The following is a 17005-nucleotide window of genomic DNA, read 5'->3' as shown; positions in this document are numbered from 1 at the left end:
ATGCTCAGATGAGCAGTGGCCGGTGCGCGGATGCGCATCGTCGCCGGGGATCCGTCAGGAGGTCTGGACGAGACCGGTCACCGACCGCGTGCTGCGAGGTCCGCTTCGATCGTCGTCGGCCGGCCGGTGATTCGGCCGGCGATGGCGCACAGCGCGCCCGTGGCCAGCAGGAGCAGCAGCGGGACGGTCCACGATCCGGTCACGGCGTGCAGCAGGCTCACGACCAGGGGGCCGAGTGCGCCGAGGGTGTAGCCGACGCTCTGCACGAAGCCGCTCAGGGCGACCGCGCCCTCGTGGGTCGCCGTCCGCAGGTTGATGAGCACGAGGGCGAGCGGGAACAGCAGCGGGCCGAGCCCGGCCAACAGCACCCACAGCCACGTGAGCGTCGCCGGCCACAGGAGCAGCCCGAGATAGCCGAGCACGAAGCACGCGCTCGCGACGTAGACGAGGACGGCGACGTTCCGCAGCCTCGCGACGAGCATCGGGACGATCAGGCTCGCCGGGACACCCATCGCGGAGAAGAGCGAGAGCAGCAGGCCACCCTGGGCCGGGGTGACGCCGGCGACGTCACCGACGATGGTGGGGAGCCAGGTGAACATCGCGTAGGCGTTCAGCGAGGAGGTGGCGAACACCGCCGCGACGGCCCACGCGATCGGCGAGCGGTGGACGAGGACGCGACCGGCGCGGGGCACCTCCTCGATCTCGGGGTCCGTCGCGGCGGCGGCCCGGGCATCCCGACGCTCCCGGACGATGAGCGTGATCCAGGGCAGCACGGCGAGCATGGCGACGATGGACCACACACCGAGCGACACCTGCCACCCCGCCGCATCGGCGACCGGTACGGCGATCAGTGGCGGGATGAACGTGCTGACCGACAGGACCGTCGCGTAGAGGGAGGTGACGAGGCCGACGCGGTCGGGGAAGTACTTCTTGACCAGCGGCGGGAGCACGACGTTGCCGATGCCGATCCCGGCGAAGCAGAGCGCACTCCCGATCGCGAGGACGGCGAAGTCGGGGGCGAGCGAGCGCATGAGGTGTCCGGCGACGATCGACCCGAGCGCGATGAGCAGTACCGGCTCGAGGTGCAGCCGACGCACGAGTCGCGGGGTGAAGACGCCGAACAGGGCGAAGCACAGTGGCGGCAGCATCCCGAGGAGCCCCAGCCCGACCGACCCCACGCCGATGTCGCCGTCGATCTCGGCGAAGATCGGCGACAGCGAGGTGACGGCCGTGCGGAGGTTCGCCGCGACCAGCACGATACCGACGAGCGCGAGGGCCCTCCCCCGCCACAGGGGCGGGGTTTCGGGAGTCACGCGCCCCAGTTCGGCGACGGCGCCACGACACGCTCGATCGGTGCGGCGTCCGAACCGATCACGCCGACCGCCCAGGACCGGGATTCGACTCCCGGCTCGTCCCCCACCGGCGGGATGGGCGTGACGTCGGCCCGGATGAACACCCCTGGCGTACCGTCAGGCAGGGTGTAGCGCTGGACATCCTCCGGTGCGGCTCCCTCGGCACCCGAGACCTCCGCAGCCACGGCTTCGGTGTCGTCGCCCACAGCGTAGCCACCGACCACCTCGATCCGGACACCCGACTCCTCGGCGGACTCGACGAACACGACCGTCGCAGGGGTGTACGGCTCGCTCTGCTCGACGTCGCTCTCGACGACGGCCAGGCCACCCCAGGTGTGGCGGGTACCGGGTGGAGTCTCGTTCCCAGCGGGATCGGCCGAGACGACGGGGTCTGCGCCGAACGCGGCCGTGAGGGCTGCAACGAGCGATGCGGCGGGGTCGAAGTAGCGCGCAGAGGCGATCAGCGTGTCGTCCTCCGCGACGACCTCCACGGTCTCCGCGCCGATGACGACGCGCGAGGCCACCGGCGCGGGTGCCACCGTGGGTGTGGACGACGTTGCGGTCGTCGTCGGGCTGGCACTCGGCGCAGCCGCTTGCGGCGCACAGCCGACCAGGAGCAGGAGACCCGCGATGAGCGCAGGCAGGACACGAAGACGTGAGTGCATGGTTGGATTCCCCCGGGTGATGTGGCCCGAACGGGCGTTCACCAGCCTATCGATCGGCACGTCCATGCGAGTCGGAGACACCCCGAGACGCGGCGCGTCGGCTAGGACAGCATCCGGCGCGCGCGCTCGACGTCGTCGGTCATCTGCACGATGAGCGGCTCGATCCCGGTGAACGCGACCATCCCGCGGATGCGCTCGACGAACTGCACCTCGACCTCGTCGTCGTAGAGGTCGAGATCGGTCTCGTCGAGGACGTAGGCCTCGACCTGTTTCTGCGGGACGCCGTCGAAGGTCGGGTTGTTCCCGACCGAGATCGCCGCCGGATACCGGCGTCCTCGCCAGAACAGCCAACCCGCGTACACGCCGTCCGCGGGGATGAGACCCTGCGAATCGGGAGACAGGTTGGCGGTCGGGAAGCCGAGTTCCCGGCCACGCTTGGCACCGTGGACGACGACGCCCCGCACGCCGGGCGGACGACCGAGGAGTCGCGACGCCTCGCGGACGTCACCCTCCTCGAGGAGTTCGCGGATCCAGGTGGACGACACCCGACGCCCGCCGCCGGGACGGACGTCGTCGACGACGCGCACGGAGAAGCCGTAGACCTCACCGAACGACTCGAGCGTGGCGACCGTTCCGAGGCCGCGATGGCCGAAACGGAAGTCCTCGCCGACGAGCACCGTCCTGGCGTGCAATGCTCCGACGAGGATCGAGGTGACGAACTCCTCCGGTGTGAGCTGGGCCAGTGTCTGGTCGAAGCGCAGCAGCAGGGCCGCGTCGACCCCGGCGTCCGCCAGGAGACCGAGCTTCTGCTCGTTGCTCACGAGCGACGCCGGGCAGCGGTCGGGGTTGATGAGACTCAGCGGGTTGCGGTCGAAGGTGACGGCGACGGAGCTGAGACCGGCTGCCGCGGCCTCCTCGAGGAGCGCGGCGACGACCGCGCGGTGACCCGTGTGGACGCCGTCGAACTTGCCGATGGTGACGGCCGACGGTCCGAACGCGTCGGGGACCTGCTCGAGCTCGGTGAACGTGATCATTTGTCGGTACGCCGATGTCCGGCCAACCACCACAGTCCGAGGACCGGGAGGACGAGCGGGATGTAGACATAACCGCGGCCGAAGCCGGACCAGACCGTGTCGTGGGGGAACAGCTCGGGATCGAGCAGGCTCAGCAAGCCGACGATCAGGACCCCGGCGAGCTCGAAGGAGATCGTGGCCCAGGCGATCCGCCGCCAGACGGCGCCTGGAGCGACGAGCGAGACGGTCGCCAGGATGTACACCACCGCGGCGACGGCCGAGAGCAGATAGGCCAGTGGCGCCTCGTCGAACTTGGTCGTGATCTGCACCACGGACCGGCCGGTGGCGGCGAGCGCCAGGATGCCGTAGACGGCGACGAGCACGACCCCGACACCACGGACGCGTGGGCGGGCTGGAGCGGTGGGGGGGAGAGGCATGACCCGACGATTCTATGCGACGCAGGCCCTCGCCCAGACACTTCGCGACGGTCACGCGAGCTGCGGTGCCGTCGTCCTCCACCGCCGTCGGTCAGCCGAGCTGGACGGTCCAGATCTGCTCCATGCGGTAGAGCATCACCGCGATCGCGAGACAGACGACGCCGAGGACGACCGTCGACCATCGGGTGCGCTCGACGAGCGCCCAGAACCCGCCGGCGATCGGCAGGATGATCGCGGAGACGAGGTAGGTGTAGAACTCGGGCACACTCCCCGTGGCGGTGTTCCCGAACGCGGGCGCGGCGATCGCCACCACCAGTTGCGCGATGAGGAGGACCTCGACGAGTGCCGTCGCCCCCATCGTCAGGTCGTTCGGCGCGCGCCCGGCGAACCCGAGCACGATGCAGAGGAGCCCGGCCACGACCGCGACCGCGATCTGGGCGAGGGTGAACCACTCGATCATGCCGGTTCCTCCGCCGGGAAGTTCACGACCGACTTGAGCGAACCGCCACGGCGCTCGACGAGCCCCACCAGTCGGCCGTCCGGCGCGACGGCGGCGATCGGACCGGTGTGGCCGGCCAGCAGCTCGCGTTCGAGCCGCTTCCCGTGGCCGAGGTCGACCGCCTCCTGCTCCGTGAGCTCGAGGGCACCGAACAGGCGCTTCGCGACGTCGGCCGGGTGCAACAGCGCCGTCTCAACGTCGAGGTCGTCGATCGTCGATGCGTCCGTGACGTCGAAGGGTCCGATCCGGGTCCGGCGAAGCGCGGTGAGATGGCCGCCGACGCCGAGGGATGCCCCCAGGTCGCGGGCGAGGGCGCGGATGTAGGTGCCGGAGGAGCAGACGACCCGGACGTCGACGTCGACGGCCGCTCCATCCCGACGGATCGCCAGCACGTCGAACGCGCTGACGGTGACCGCACGGGACTTCAGCTCCACCTCGATCCCCTCGCGGGCCAGGGCGTAGGCGCGCTTCCCGCCCACCTTGATGGCGCTCACCGTGCTCGGCACCTGCTCGATGTCGCCTGTCAGTGGACGGATCGCGGCGATGATCGCGTCGTCGTGCACGGCAGCCACCGCGGCCTGGTCGGCGCGCTCGGTGACCTCACCTTCGGCGTCGTCGGTGGAGGTCGCCGCGCCGAGGCGGATGGTCGCCGTGTACTCCTTGTCGAGACCGACGATGAACGTCAGCAGTCGGGTCGACGAGCGCGTGCCCAACACGAGCAGCCCGGTGGCCATGGGATCGAGCGTTCCCGCGTGCCCCACCTTGCGTGTACCGGCGAGCCGTCGCACCCGGGCGACCGCGTCGTGGGAGGTGTGCCCCTGCGGCTTGTCGATGAGGAGGATACCGGGACGGGCGGACGCCGACCCGGGTGCTGCTGTGCTGTTCTCGACCACCCTGCAACGGTACCAGCGGCGGTCGGCACCGCCGGGCGGCCGGAGCACACCTGGGCGGCGGCGCTCAGCAGAAGTCGGCGAAGATCCGCCGTGGGTGCCGCTCGTCCGTGTTGTCCACGAGGGCGGTCGCCCGCGCGGTCGGGTCGTCGTCCTTCCGGTAGAGCGCCTGCCCGCCCACGTAGCGCGCGTTGGACGGCGCCGTCGGGTCGGCGTCGACGCCGAGGCGCTCGTGCAGCCGCTCGTAGGCCGTCGCCATCGGGACGTCGAGCCAGACCGACGCATGCCAGAGGCCGCGGAGCTCGGGACGGTTCAGGAAGACGCCGTCGACGATGAGGACGGCGTCCTGCGGGCCGGTCGTCCAACGCAAGGGAGCGCCGACGTCGCGCTGCTCGTCGAACCCGACGAGTTGGAAGCCGGCGCTACCCGCCAGGCGGAAGGGCTCGACGAGCACCCGGCGGAACAGCGAATAGTCGAACGAGTCGAGCCAGTAGCCCTCGGCCGAGTCCCGCCCCCGCGCGTACCGTTCCTCGCGAGGACGGTGGAAGTCGTCGATCGAGGCGCGGAACACCGCGCGTCCGGCCTCGTCGAACACCTCGGCCAGTCCGTCGGCGAACGCCGCCGTGCCAGAGCCGCTGACGCCGTCCACCGCGATGAGGGTGCGGCCTCGTGGGTAGTCCCGCTGGAACTGGTCTCGCAGCTGCCGGAGCAACTCGATCCGTGGTGTCGTGACGAGCTTCATGGCGCCGAGCCTACCCGCGCGGATCGTAGGCTGGTGCGGTGCCGCCCGAACCCTCCGACCTCGCCCCGCTCGTGACGGGATGGTTCCGCACCAACGCGCGCGACCTCCCGTGGCGACGCCCGGGGTTCCCCGCCTGGGGCACGCTCGTGTCGGAGTTCATGCTCCAGCAGACGCAGGTCAGCCGGGTGATCCCGCGGCTCGAGGAGTGGCTCGGGCGCTGGCCGACGCCCGCCGACCTGGCGGCCGAACCACCGGCAGAGGCCGTCCGTGCCTGGGGCAGGCTCGGCTATCCGCGCCGAGCGCTCTGGCTCCATGCGGCGGCCACCCAGATCGCCGAACGGCACGACGGCGTCGTCCCGTCGGACGTGGACCAGCTCCTGGCGCTCACCGGCATCGGCGACTACACCGCCCGCGCCGTCGCCGTCTTCGCCTACGGGGACCGGCACCCGGTGGTGGACACGAACACCCGACGGGTCATCGCCCGAGCTGTCCGCGGCCAAGGCGAGCCCGGCCCACCGAACGCCAAGGCGGACCTCCCCGCCATGGAGGCGCTCCTGCCGGAGTCCCGCTCGGAGGCAGCCGTCTTCAACGCCGGGCTGATGGAGATCGGCGCGGTGGTCTGCACGGCTCGAGCACCGCGGTGCGAGGAGTGTCCGCTCCGCGAGGTGTGCGCGTGGCGCGCGGCGGGATACCCGGCCTACGACGGACCGGTCAAGACGAAGCAGAAGCAGTTCGCGGGCAGCGACCGACAGGTCCGGGGCATCATCATGGCCGAGCTCCGCTCGACCCACCGCTCACTGACGGACGAGGAGCTCCGGGCGCTCTGGCCCGACGGCGAGCAGTTCGACCGCGCACTCGCCGGACTGGTCGCCGACCGTCTCGCGGTGCGCGTCGACGGCGGGTACACGCTCCCCCACGACTGACCGGTCCCTCAGCCCCACCCGGTCCCTGAGCCCCACCTGGTCCCTGAGCTTGTCGAAGGGCGCACGCCGACAGGCTCAGTGACCGGATGACGGAATCCCGGTCCCTGAGCCTGTCGAAGGGCTGGTGCGAGGTGGCTAGTCCTCGGCGTCCACGTCGCGCGGCTTGACGTAGGGGTCCTCGTCGCCGGCGTAGGCGGCACCGGCGGCAAGCCCGGCCACCTCGGTGTCGCGGTTCTTCGCCTCACGCAGCAGGTCTTCGATGTGCTGCGCGTTCTCCGGGATCGCGTCGAGGAAGAAATCGAGGCTCGGGGTCAGCCGGGTGTTGATGTTGCGGCCGATCTCGGCACGCAGCAGGCCCTTGGCGGACTCGAGCGCGGCCGAGGTGTCGGCGCGTTCCTCGTCGGAGCCGTACACCGTGTAGAACACGTTCGCGTGCTGGAGGTCGCCGGTCACCTGTACGTCGGTGATCGTCACAAAGCCGAGCCGCGGGTCGCGGATGCCCTTGTCGAGCCGTTTGGCGATGACTTCCTTGATGCGGTCCGCCAACTTACGGGCCCTGGGGTTCTCTGCCATCTCGTCCTCCTCTGATGACCGTCGGGCGGAGGGCCGCCCGACGGATGCTGCACACACAATACAAGCAGGAATCCCCGCCGCCCTCCCGGAGGAGGACGACGGGGACCGGCCGAGCGGACTAGCCGCGCGGCTTCTCCTTCATTTCGATCGTCTCGATCTCGTCACCGATCTGGATGTCGTTGAACTTGCCGAGACCGATACCGGCCTCGAAGTCCGTACGCACCTCGGTGACGTCGTCCTTGAACCGACGCAGCGATTCGATCGCCAGGCTGTCGCCGACCACGACGCCGTCGCGGATGACCCGCGCCTTGGCGTTCCTCGTGATCGTGCCCGAGCGGACGATGACACCCGCGATGTTGCCGAACTTGGAGGAACGGAACACCTCGCGGATCTCTGCGACACCGGACTGCACCTCTTCGTACTCGGGCTTGAGCATGCCGGTGAGGCTCTGCTCGACGTCCTCGAGTGCGTTGTAGATGACCGAGTAGAACCGGACGTCCACACCCTCACGGGCCGCACGCTCGCGGGCCTTCGGGTCGGGGCGCACGTTGAACCCGATGATGATCGCGTTGTCGATCGTGGCGAGGTTGACGTCGGACTCGGTGACCGCACCGACACCGCGGTGGATGATCCGCAGCTGGACGCTGTCGTCGACGTCGATCTTGAGCAGCGACTCCTCGAGCGCCTCGACGGCACCGGAGACGTCACCCTTGATGATGAGGTTGAGCGACTCGACCTTGCCCTCTTCGAGTGCACGGGTGAAGTCCTCGAGCGAGATGCGCTTGCGAGCCTTGGCCAGAGCGGCGTTGCGCTCCGCGGCTTCACGCTTCTCGGCGATCTGACGCGCGGTGCGGTCCTCCTCGGTGACGAGGAAGGTGTCGCCGGCCCGAGGAACACTCGAGAGGCCCTGCACCTGGACGGGACGCGAGGGACCCGCCTCGGCGACGGTGTCGCCGTTCTCGTCGACCATCGCACGGACGCGGCCGTAGGCCGTACCGGCGACGATCGCGTCACCGACGCGGAGCGTACCGGACTGGATGAGGACGGTCGCGACGGAACCGCGGCCCTTGTCGAGCTTGGCCTCGATGGCCACACCGCGTGCATCCTTGTTCGGGTTGGCGCGCAGGTCGAGACCGGCGTCCGCGGTGAGCAGCACGGCGTCGAGGAGGTCCTTGATGCCGGTGCCGGCACGAGCCGAGACGTCGACGAACATGACGTCTCCGCCGTACTCCTCGGCGACGAGGCCGTATTCGGTCAACTGCTGGCGCACCTTGGCCGGGTTGGCGTCGGGCTTGTCCACCTTGTTGACCGCGACGACGATCGGCACGTTGGCCGCCTGCGCGTGGTTCAAGGCCTCCACCGTCTGCGGCATGATGCCGTCGTCGGCCGCGACCACAAGGATCGCGATGTCGGTGACCTGCGCACCACGAGCACGCATGGCGGTGAACGCCTCGTGACCCGGGGTGTCGATGAAGGTGATCGGACGTTCGATGCCCTCGTGCTCCGCGACGACCTGGTACGCACCGATGTGCTGCGTGATGCCACCGGCCTCGCCGGCGACGACGTTCGCGTTGCGGATGGCGTCGAGGAGGCGCGTCTTACCGTGGTCGACGTGACCCATGACGGTGACCACGGGAGGACGGATGGCGAGGTCCTCGTCGGACTCGTCCTCCAGCTCCTGGTCGAGGTCGATGTCGAAGCCCTCGAGGAGCTCCCGGTCCTCGTCCTCGGGCGAGACCATCTGGATCTTGTAGCCGAGCTCGGAACCGAGCACGTCGAAGGTCGCCTCGTCGAGGGACTCCGTCGCCGTCGCCATCTCACCGAGGTGGAACAGCACGGTGACGAGGTTGCCGGGGCTGGCGTCGATCTTGTCGGCGAAGTCCGAGATGGACGCGCCACGACGCAGACGGATGATGGTGTTGCCGTCGCCGCGGGGGACGCTCACGCCGCCGAGCGACGGGGCTTCCCGCAGCTCGAATTCGGCCCTCTTCGTCCGCTTCGACTTACGTGCCTTGCTCTTGCCGCCACCGCGACCGAAGGCACCTGCGGTACCACCGCCGGGTCCGCGACCACGACCGCCGCCGCCACCGGGGCGACCCGCGAATCCACCGGCGGGTGCACCACCGGGGGCACCACCGGGACGGAAACCGCCACCGGCGCCACCGGGACGGAAGCCGCCGCCACCGGCGGGACGACCTGCGCCACCCGGACGACCGGGACCACCGGGCCGCTGACCCTGGCCGACGCCCGGACGGGGCGAGCCGGGGCGCGGAGCCTGCGGACGCGGGATGTTGCTGGGGTTCGGACGCTGACCCATGCCCTGAGCCGCTGCGAACGGGTTGTTCCCCGGACGCGGCGTGCCGGTCGGGCGCTGGCCCATGCCCTGCGAGGACGCGAACGGGTTGTTACCCGGACGCGGAGCACCGGGACGGGGGCCGCCCGGCTTCGCGGCGTCGCCGGAGGGCGAGTCGCCGGAGGCCGGAGCAGCGGGTGCGGACGGTGCCGCCGGAGCAGCAGCTGCGGGTGCCTCCGCCGCAGGGGCGGGGGCGGCCGGAGCCTTCGGGCCTGGGGCGGCCTGCTTCGGCGCAGGCGCAGCGGGCGCCTCGGCCTTGGGGGCGGGTGCCGCGGGGGCCGGAGCCTTGGGTGCGGCGGGACCCGGGGTGGGAGCGCCGGGCGTGGCCGGTCGCTTCGCCGGGGCGGCGGGGGCGGCTGACGCCTTCGCGCCCTCGGCCTCGAGGGCGGCGCGCAGCTTGCGGGCCACCGGTGGTTCGATACTGGAAGACGGTCCCTTGACGAACTCGCCCAATTCCTTGAGCTTCGCCATGGCGATCTTGCTGTCTACTCCGAGTTCGGATGCGATCTCGTGTACACGTGGTTTTGCAGCCACAATTCTCCTGTCTGAGCTTGCACCCAGGCAGGGGCAAGCGTTAGTGGTGGACGGTGCTCATTTCGAGCCGCTCATGAGTTGTCCATTAGCCGTTCAGCCTGTTCTCTCGGAATGCCGCACCCGGGTGGGGCGGCAGCAGGATGGAGGCCCGGGATCCGGGCCTGATACCTGCGGTGGGAAGCACGGTGTGCGCCGGAGCGCTCTCGCGTGCACTCACCATCGTACACCCCGACCCTGGGTGCGGGCTCACCACCGGATCGTGAGCCGGTCGTTCGAGCCCGACGACGTCATTCAGCCGTCGGCGCGGCCGGTTCCGTCGACACGAAGGCCCGGACCGCCGACGCGTCGGGTCCCGTGGTCAGTCTGAGCGCCCTCGTGAACGCCCGACGCTGCACCGCCTGGTCGACGCACGCAGACGTCGGGTGCACCCAGGATCCGCGGCCCGGCAGGCGCGTCGCGGCGTCGGGGACGAGCGCCCCCTCGACCGCGACGACGCGCAGCAATGCCGAGCGCGGCTCGCGACGGCGACAGCCGACGCAGGTCCGCACCGGTTCCATCCGGCTCAGTCCGATTCGAGGATCGAGTCCGGCTGGATGTCGATCTTGGCGCCGGTGAGCTTGGCGGCGAGACGGGCGTTCTGCCCCTCCTTGCCGATCGCGAGCGACAGCTGGTAGTCCGGCACGAGCGCCCGGACGGCCTTCAGTGACTGGTCGATGACGTACGAGCTCGTGACCTTGGCCGGCGAGAGCGCGTTCGCGACGAACGTCGGCAGGTCGGGCGAGTAGTCGACGATGTCGATCTTCTCGGCGCCCAGCTCGTCGGTGACCGCGCGGACACGACGCCCGAGCTCACCGATGCAGGCGCCCTTGGCGTTGATGCTCGGGTCGTTCGCCTTCACCGCGATCTTGGTCCGGTGTCCGGCCTCGCGAGCAAGCGAGACGATCTCGACGATGCCGGAGGCGATCTCCGGGACCTCCAAGGCGAACAGCTTCCGTACGAGTCCGGGGTGGGTGCGCGAGACGGTGATCTGCGGACCCTTGAGGCCCTTCGTCACGCTCGTCACGTACACGCGGATGCGCGCACCGTGCGGATACTCCTCACCGGCCACCTGCTCCTCGGGCGGGAGGATCGCCTCGATGGTGCCGAGGTCGACGTGGATCATGCGCGGGTTCGGGCCCTGCTGGATGACGCCCGCGATGATGTCGCCCTCGCGACCCTTGAACTCACCGAGGACGGCGTCGTCCTGGATGTCGCGGAGCCGCTGGAAGATGACCTGCTTCGCGGCGAAGGCGGCGATGCGGCCGAAGTCGTCCGGCGTGCTCTCGGCCTCACCGATCAGGACACCCTCGTCGTCGAACTCGGGCACGAACACCCCGACGTGGCCGGTCTTGCGGTCGAGCTGGACCCGCGCTGCCGGGACGTCGCCGCGCGCCGTGGTGTCGGTACCCTCGGTGCTCTTCAGGTACGCACTCAGGATGGCCTGCTCGATGATCACGACGAGCTCCTCGAACGGGATCTCCTTCTCGCGTTCGATCGACTTCAACAAACCGAGATCGATGTCCATCGATGGCCTCCTCTATTCAACTGGTGGTGCCGCGGCAAGACGTGCAGCGGCACGACGGGCATGCTGCTGCCGTGCTGCCGAACCCGTCTGTCTACGGTACCGGATGCCGAGGGGTACGTCATCCACCCAGCTGGGAAGCCCCCGCGCGTCCTCGAGGGTCCCGCCCCCGGCTCGACCGCGTCTCGGGGCGGGTGACATGATTGGCCAATGGTCTTGGGCGAGCTGCGGAACGTCATGCGGAGCACGAGGGTGAGGATCCTCGTCGCGATCCTGCTCGCGACGACGCTCGCTATGACGCTCGTGGGCGTCTCCACTTACACGCTCGGCCGGCAGCAGACCCTTGCGACCATCGACGCCCGCCTGGCGCACAGCGCCGAGCTCATCGCCTTCATGGTGGTCGGTTCAGGCGACTCCGCCGACGCCCCGGCGACGAGCGACGCGGCCGTCGACGCGGTGATGCGACGCTGGATCTTCGCCGAGGACGAGACCGCCATCGGTGTGCGCGCCGACGGCTCGACGGTCGCGCCCAGCGCCCCGTCCGCGTTCCGCCTGGACGACGACCCGCAGCTGCTCGACACCATCACGGCGCGGTCGTCCCGCGGCGTCGTCACGGGCGAGGCCACCGGTGACCGCACCGTGCGGTACGCGATCATCCCGGTGCAGGTCGTCGGCGACCCGAACGTCGCCCACGTCGTCATCGCCACCGACGTGCACGCGGCACTCGCGGAGTCCCGAGGCATCCTCGCCGTCGAGATCGTCGTCGCCGTGGTGTGCCTGCTCCTGCTCGGCCTCGTCGGCTGGCAGCTCGCGGGTGGACTGCTCCACCCGATCCGACTGCTGCGGGACGCCGCCGCCCGCATCACCGAGTCGGACCTCGACGAGCGGATCCCGGTCGTCGGTCGCGACGACGTCTCGGAGCTCACCACGACCGTGAACGGCATGCTGGACCGGCTCGACGAGGCCTTCACCAGTCAACGCCAGCTGCTCGACGACGTCGGCCACGAGCTGAAGACGCCGCTGACCATCGTGCGCGGACACCTCGAGCTCCTTGATCCGTCCGACCCCGCGGAGGTGGCCGCCACCCGCGACCTCGCCCTCGACGAACTCGACCGGATGAGCTCCCTCGTCGCCGACATCACGGAACTCTCGACGGCCGGACTCGCGTCGACCCTCGACCGGGAACCGGTCGACATCGAGGCGTTCACCGCCTCGGTCCACGAGAAGGCCACGGCGATCTCGACCGAACACGAGTGGACCCTGGGCGAGCAGGCCGCACTCACCGCGGACGTCGACGCCGGGCGCTTGGCCCAGGCCTGGCTGCAGCTCGCGGACAACGCCGCGAAGTACTCCCCGGCCGGGTCGACGATCGTGATCTCGAGCCGGTTCGACGAGTCGGACGACCCGGCGCTCGTGCTCTCCGTCGCCGACGACGGGCCCGGGGTGCCGGAGGCGCTCCGCGAAAGCATCTTCGACCGGTTCACCCGGGTGAGCGGTGGACGGGGTGTCGCAGGCTCCGGCCTCGGCCTGTCGATCGTGCAGGCGATCGCCGCGGCACACGGCGGGTGGGCCGAGGTCGAGGACACGCAGCAGGCCGGCTCCCTCTTCAGCATCCGACTGCCGCTCGCGGTGGCGGACGACGACGAGGGGTCCGACGCGGACCTCGACCTCGACCCGGACGAGACCGCGGCGATCCCCCGCAGCGCGATGGCCCAGGCGATCGCGCTGCGAGAGGCGCAAGCTGCTCAGGACGCCGCTGAGGCTCAGACGACCGCGGCGATGCAGGCCGGGCCGACACCCGGCGATGCACGCCCCGCGAACGACGCACCACCACGCTCGCGAGCACCGTCCCCTGAGGACGACTTCCCGGACCTCGTCGACACCTCGGCTCGGCGGAGTGCGCCGGAGGACCACGCATGAGCCGGATCCTGGTCGCCGAGGACGAGACGCGGATCTCCGCGTTCGTGAGCAAGGGCCTGCGTGCCGCCGGCCACACGGCGGACGTGACGGTCGACGGATCACAGGTCGTCGAGCTGGCGGAGAGCGGCGACTTCGACCTGCTCGTCCTCGACATCGGACTCCCCGGCGTCGACGGCTTCGAGGTGCTCAGACGGCTCCGCGACGACGGCAGCGAGCTCCCCGTCATCATCCTGACCGCCCGCGATTCCGCGCGAGACCTCGTGGCGGGCCTCGACGGCGGGGCGAACGACTACATGTCGAAGCCCTTCCGGTTCGAGGAGCTCCTGGCCAGGATCCGCCGACGCCTGGCGGAGCGGGCACCGGCGTCCACCACCGCCGTCCAGGAACGGCTGTCGATCGGTCATCTGGAGCTCGAGCTGCGCGAACGGCGCGTCCTCGTCGACGGGGTGCCCGTCGAGCTGTCCACCCGCGAGTTCGCCCTGGCCGAGGAGTTCTTCCGCCACCCGGACCAGATCCTCAGCCGGGAGGAACTCCTCAGCCGGGTCTGGGGCTACGACTTCGATCCCGGTTCGAACGTCGTCGACGTCTACGTGCGGTATCTCCGGAACAAGATCGGCAAGGACGCCATCGCGACGGTCCGCGGAGCCGGCTACCGCCTCAGCACGAGAGCGCAGTAGCGGCCGTCATTCCCCACGGATGACGACAGTTACTGCGCTCTCGCGCGCGGCTGTGGACAACGCTGGGGCAGGATTCCGCCGGCTTGCGAAGGTATGGGGATGCGACCCCCTCGACCGTTGCCCGCGCATCTCGTCGGCCGCGCGTTCACGACCGACGACGTCGGACTGCACGGCCAGTCGATCGGACGTCTGCGGGGGCGGGATCTCTCGGCCCCGCATCGCGGCGTGCGGACGGTCGGCGTCGATCTCGACACCGTGCGCGGACGGTGTCGGGCGTACGAACCGCTCCTCGGACGCTCGCGGGTCTTCAGCCACGTCACCGCGGCCCTGCTCCTCGACCTGCCCCTCCCACCCCGGGTCGCCTCCGCGCCGGAGCTCCATGTCGGTGCACGCGACGGGACGACACCTCCCCGAGCGCGTGGCATCGTCGGCCATCGCCTGGCTCCCGAGACCGTCGTCGCCTTCGCCCATGGGCACCCGGTGACCGCCGCACTCGACACCTGGCGTTCGCTCGCGGATGTCCTGCCACAGGAGGAACTCGTCGCCGTCGGGGACCGCATCGTGTCCGGCGTGCGGACGGGGACGGATCGGACCGATGTGCTCGCGTCCGTCGCCGATCTCCGGCAGGCGGCCCTCGAGCACCGAGGACGACGCGGAGCAGCTGCGCTCAGATGGGCCGCAGCACGCGTCAGGGCCGGCGTCGACTCCCGTCCCGAATCGCTCCTCCGCCTCGCGGTCGTCGAAGCGGGGCTTCCCGAGCCGCTCGTCGGACACCCCGTCGTCGTCGATCACGGGGGCTTGACGCTCCACCCGGACCTCGCGGACACCCGCGCGCGACTGTTGTACGAATACGAGGGCGACTTCCACCGGACCGAGCGCCACCGGTTCCGGGACGACATCCATCGGCGGGAACTGCTTGAAGATGCAGGGTGGCGGGTGATCCGCGTCACTGCCGACGACCTCTTCGCCCGCCGACAGCAGTTCCTCAGGCGGATCCGGCACCTCCACGCAGCGAGAGCGCAGTAGCGGTCGTCATTCCCTGCGGAAGACGACCGTTACTGCGCTCTCGCGGCTCAGAGGGCGAGGTCGGCGATCGCGACCCGGTCCTTCGTGCCGGCGGCCCGGTCCCAGAGCTCGACGAAGCCCTCGGTGGCCTCGCGACCGACGACCACCACGACGGGCACGCCGATCAGCTCGGCGTCGCCGAACTTGACACCCGGGGACACCTTGCCGGTGCGGTCGTCGTAGAGGACGTCCTTCCCGCTCGCCTCGAGCGAGGCCACGAGTTCCTCGGCCACCTCGAAGATCGCCGCGTCGCGTCCTGCTGCGACGACGTGCACGTCGAACGGGGCGACGGCCTTCGGCCAGATGAGACCGCGCTCGTCGTTGTTGCCCTCGGCGATGATCGCGAGGATGCGCGTGATCCCGATGCCGTAGGAGCCCATGGTCACCGTGACGAGCTTGCCGTTCTCGTCGAGCACCTTCAGTCCGAGCGCCTCGGCGTACTTGCGCCCGAGCTGGAAGACGTGTCCGATCTCCATGCCTCGAGCGAGCTCGACCGGTCCGGAGCCGTCGGGCGCGGGGTCGCCGGCGCGGACCTCCGCCGCCTCGACGAAGCCGTCGGCGGTGAAGTCGCGCCCGGCGACGAGGCCGAAGACGTGCTGCTGATCGACGTTCGCGCCGGTGATCCACTCGGTGCCGTCGACGACCCGGGGGTCGAGGAAGTACCGGATCTCCGTTGCCGACTCCTCACCGAGGACGGGCCCCTGCGGGGACCACGGTCCGATGTAGCCCTTGACGAGCCCGGCGTTCGCGGCGAAGTCCGCTTCGGTCGCGGCCTCCACCTCCGCGGGGCTGAAGGCCACCTCGACGCGCTTGAGGTCGACGTCGCGGTCGCCCGGCAGGCCGATGACGACCAGCTCGCGCGTGCCGTCGAGGTGCTGGAGCGCCAGCACGACGTTCTTGAGCGTGTCGGCGGCCGTCCAGGCCCGTCCGTCGTCGCGCGGGTGTCGCTCGTTGGCGAGGTCGACGAGCGTCGAGATCGTCGGGGTGTTCGGCGAATCGAAGACCGTCGCGGGTGCCAGACCCTCGATGGGGCGGGCCTCCGGGACCTCGGTGGTGTAAGCCTCGACGTTGGCGGCGTACCCGCCGGCCGAACGCACGAAGGTGTCCTCACCGACCGCGGTGGGGTGCAGGAACTCCTCGCTCCGCGAACCGCCCATCGCGCCGGCGTCGGCCTGCACGATCTCGTACTCCAGGCCGAGCCGCGTGAAGATGCGCTCGTAGGCGTCGCGCTGCGCCTGGTAGCTCGCGTCGAGCCCGGCGTCGGACACGTCGAACGAGTAGGCGTCCTTCATGGTGAACTCACGACCGCGCAGGAGGCCTGCCCGGGGACGGGCCTCGTCGCGGTACTTGTCCTGGATCTGATAGATCGACAGGGGCAGGTCCTTGTAGGAGGAGTACAGGTCTTTCACGAGCAGGGTGAAGACCTCCTCATGCGTCGGCGCCAGCAGGTAGTCGGCACCCTTGCGGTCGTGCAGGCGGAAGAGGGCGTCGCCGTACTCCTCCCATCGGCCGGTGACCTCGTAGGGCTCGCGCGGCAGGAGCGCGGGGAAGTGCACCTCGAACGCGCCGGCGTTCGCCATCTCCTCGCGGACGATGGCCTCGATCTTGTTCTTCACCCGCAACCCGAGCGGCAACCAGGCGAAGACACCCGGCGCCTGGCGTCGGATGTACCCCGCCCGCACCAGCAGGCGGTGACTCGTCACCTCCGCGTCGGAAGGGTCTTCACGGAGCGTACGGAGGAAGTAATTCGAAAGGCGCGTAACCACCTGTCCATGCTAGTCCGTCACACGCAGGCCGCCCG

16 protein-coding genes are annotated in these 17005 nt (G+C 70.2%); 4 read left to right on the top strand and 12 right to left on the bottom strand.

Annotation, left to right across the window (positions count from 1 at the left end; genetic code table 11):
* Positions 1-77 precede the first annotated feature (77 nt).
* The 7 genes from ACQG07_RS13400 to ACQG07_RS13370 form a co-directional block, all read right to left on the bottom strand.
* On the bottom strand, positions 78-1313 hold the full coding sequence (locus ACQG07_RS13400) for an MFS transporter (RefSeq protein WP_426738515.1): 1236 nt from the start codon (positions 1311-1313) through the stop codon (positions 78-80).
* Positions 1310-2017: a hypothetical protein gene (locus ACQG07_RS13395; protein WP_426738514.1), complete on the bottom strand. Its 708-nt coding sequence runs from the start codon at positions 2015-2017 to the stop codon at positions 1310-1312. Before ACQG07_RS13395 ends, ACQG07_RS13400 begins: the two co-directional genes overlap by 4 nt.
* A gap of 101 nt (positions 2018-2118) precedes the next feature.
* Positions 2119-3051, bottom strand: a complete 933-nt coding sequence (locus ACQG07_RS13390; RefSeq protein WP_274500858.1) for a bifunctional riboflavin kinase/FAD synthetase — start codon at positions 3049-3051, stop codon at positions 2119-2121.
* Positions 3048-3467, bottom strand: coding sequence for a hypothetical protein (locus tag ACQG07_RS13385; protein WP_426738513.1), 420 nt, complete (start codon positions 3465-3467; stop codon positions 3048-3050). Before ACQG07_RS13385 ends, ACQG07_RS13390 begins: the two co-directional genes overlap by 4 nt.
* Before the next feature lie 91 nt (positions 3468-3558).
* Positions 3559-3927 carry a hypothetical protein gene (locus ACQG07_RS13380; protein WP_426738512.1) on the bottom strand — a complete coding sequence of 123 codons (369 nt, stop codon included), beginning with the start codon at positions 3925-3927 and terminating at the stop codon, positions 3559-3561.
* Positions 3924-4859: a tRNA pseudouridine(55) synthase TruB gene (gene truB, locus ACQG07_RS13375; RefSeq protein ID WP_426738511.1), complete on the bottom strand. Its 936-nt coding sequence runs from the start codon at positions 4857-4859 to the stop codon at positions 3924-3926. The genes ACQG07_RS13380 and truB overlap by 4 nt, the downstream gene beginning before the upstream one ends.
* 64 nt (positions 4860-4923) lie before the next feature.
* Complete coding sequence (locus ACQG07_RS13370) at positions 4924-5598, bottom strand: uridine kinase (RefSeq protein WP_071262341.1); 675 nt, start codon at positions 5596-5598, stop codon at positions 4924-4926.
* Between the two features lie 38 nt (positions 5599-5636).
* Between ACQG07_RS13370 and ACQG07_RS13365 the strand changes: the two genes are divergently transcribed.
* On the top strand, positions 5637-6521 hold the full coding sequence (locus ACQG07_RS13365; RefSeq protein WP_426738510.1) for an A/G-specific adenine glycosylase: 885 nt from the start codon (positions 5637-5639) through the stop codon (positions 6519-6521).
* A gap of 135 nt (positions 6522-6656) precedes the next feature.
* Here ACQG07_RS13365 and rbfA read toward each other — a convergent pair whose 3' ends face one another.
* The 4 genes from rbfA to nusA form a co-directional block, all read right to left on the bottom strand.
* Entirely contained in the window at positions 6657-7094 is a 438-nt protein-coding gene (gene rbfA, locus ACQG07_RS13360) for a 30S ribosome-binding factor RbfA (RefSeq protein ID WP_079707157.1), read from the bottom strand.
* Between the two features lie 118 nt (positions 7095-7212).
* On the bottom strand, positions 7213-9981 hold the full coding sequence (gene infB, locus ACQG07_RS13355; RefSeq protein ID WP_159879153.1) for a translation initiation factor IF-2: 2769 nt from the start codon (positions 9979-9981) through the stop codon (positions 7213-7215).
* A 287-nt stretch (positions 9982-10268) separates the two neighbouring features.
* Positions 10269-10538, bottom strand: coding sequence for a YlxR family protein (locus ACQG07_RS13350; protein ID WP_137243273.1), 270 nt, complete (start codon positions 10536-10538; stop codon positions 10269-10271).
* 5 nt (positions 10539-10543) lie between these two features.
* Entirely contained in the window at positions 10544-11545 is a 1002-nt protein-coding gene (nusA, locus tag ACQG07_RS13345) for a transcription termination factor NusA (RefSeq protein ID WP_079707160.1), read from the bottom strand.
* Between the two features lie 249 nt (positions 11546-11794).
* Here nusA and ACQG07_RS13340 point away from each other — a divergent pair, with 249 nt between their 5' ends.
* From ACQG07_RS13340 to ACQG07_RS13330, 3 genes are all read left to right on the top strand, one after another.
* On the top strand, positions 11795-13462 hold the full coding sequence (locus ACQG07_RS13340; RefSeq protein WP_426738509.1) for an ATP-binding protein: 1668 nt from the start codon (positions 11795-11797) through the stop codon (positions 13460-13462).
* On the top strand, positions 13459-14139 hold the full coding sequence (locus tag ACQG07_RS13335) for a response regulator transcription factor (protein ID WP_274500850.1): 681 nt from the start codon (positions 13459-13461) through the stop codon (positions 14137-14139). Before ACQG07_RS13340 ends, ACQG07_RS13335 begins: the two co-directional genes overlap by 4 nt.
* A gap of 99 nt (positions 14140-14238) precedes the next feature.
* A complete protein-coding gene (locus ACQG07_RS13330) occupies positions 14239-15165 on the top strand; it encodes a hypothetical protein (protein WP_426738508.1) in 927 nt (308 codons plus the stop codon).
* Positions 15166-15212: 47 nt separating this feature from the next.
* Here ACQG07_RS13330 and ACQG07_RS13325 read toward each other — a convergent pair whose 3' ends face one another.
* Positions 15213-16970 (bottom strand): proline--tRNA ligase, encoded by a 1758-nt coding sequence (locus tag ACQG07_RS13325; RefSeq protein WP_274500847.1) that lies wholly within the window; start codon positions 16968-16970, stop codon positions 15213-15215.
* Positions 16971-17005 lie beyond the last annotated feature (35 nt).

Origin of the sequence: Plantibacter sp. 2H11-2, assembly GCF_050031945.1 — a bacterium.
Taxonomy (GTDB): Bacteria; Actinomycetota; Actinomycetes; order Actinomycetales; family Microbacteriaceae; genus Plantibacter; species Plantibacter auratus.
The sequence above is the reverse complement of the archived record's forward strand: the minus strand, read 5'-3'. Positions and strand labels throughout refer to the sequence as shown.

Coding starts and splice junctions, on each gene's coding strand:
- ACQG07_RS13370 (WP_071262341.1), bottom strand. CDS start 5,598: ATGAAGCTCGTCACGACACCACGGATCGAGTTGCTCCGGCAGCTGCGA.
- ACQG07_RS13380 (WP_426738512.1), bottom strand. CDS start 3,927: ATGATCGAGTGGTTCACCCTCGCCCAGATCGCGGTCGCGGTCGTGGCC.
- ACQG07_RS13350 (WP_137243273.1), bottom strand. CDS start 10,538: ATGGAACCGGTGCGGACCTGCGTCGGCTGTCGCCGTCGCGAGCCGCGC.
- ACQG07_RS13385 (WP_426738513.1), bottom strand. CDS start 3,467: ATGCCTCTCCCCCCCACCGCTCCAGCCCGCCCACGCGTCCGTGGTGTC.
- ACQG07_RS13395 (WP_426738514.1), bottom strand. CDS start 2,017: ATGCACTCACGTCTTCGTGTCCTGCCTGCGCTCATCGCGGGTCTCCTG.
- ACQG07_RS13390 (WP_274500858.1), bottom strand. CDS start 3,051: ATGATCACGTTCACCGAGCTCGAGCAGGTCCCCGACGCGTTCGGACCG.
- ACQG07_RS13335 (WP_274500850.1), top strand. CDS start 13,459: ATGAGCCGGATCCTGGTCGCCGAGGACGAGACGCGGATCTCCGCGTTC.
- nusA (WP_079707160.1), bottom strand. CDS start 11,545: ATGGACATCGATCTCGGTTTGTTGAAGTCGATCGAACGCGAGAAGGAG.
- rbfA (WP_079707157.1), bottom strand. CDS start 7,094: ATGGCAGAGAACCCCAGGGCCCGTAAGTTGGCGGACCGCATCAAGGAA.
- ACQG07_RS13330 (WP_426738508.1), top strand. CDS start 14,239: ATGCGACCCCCTCGACCGTTGCCCGCGCATCTCGTCGGCCGCGCGTTC.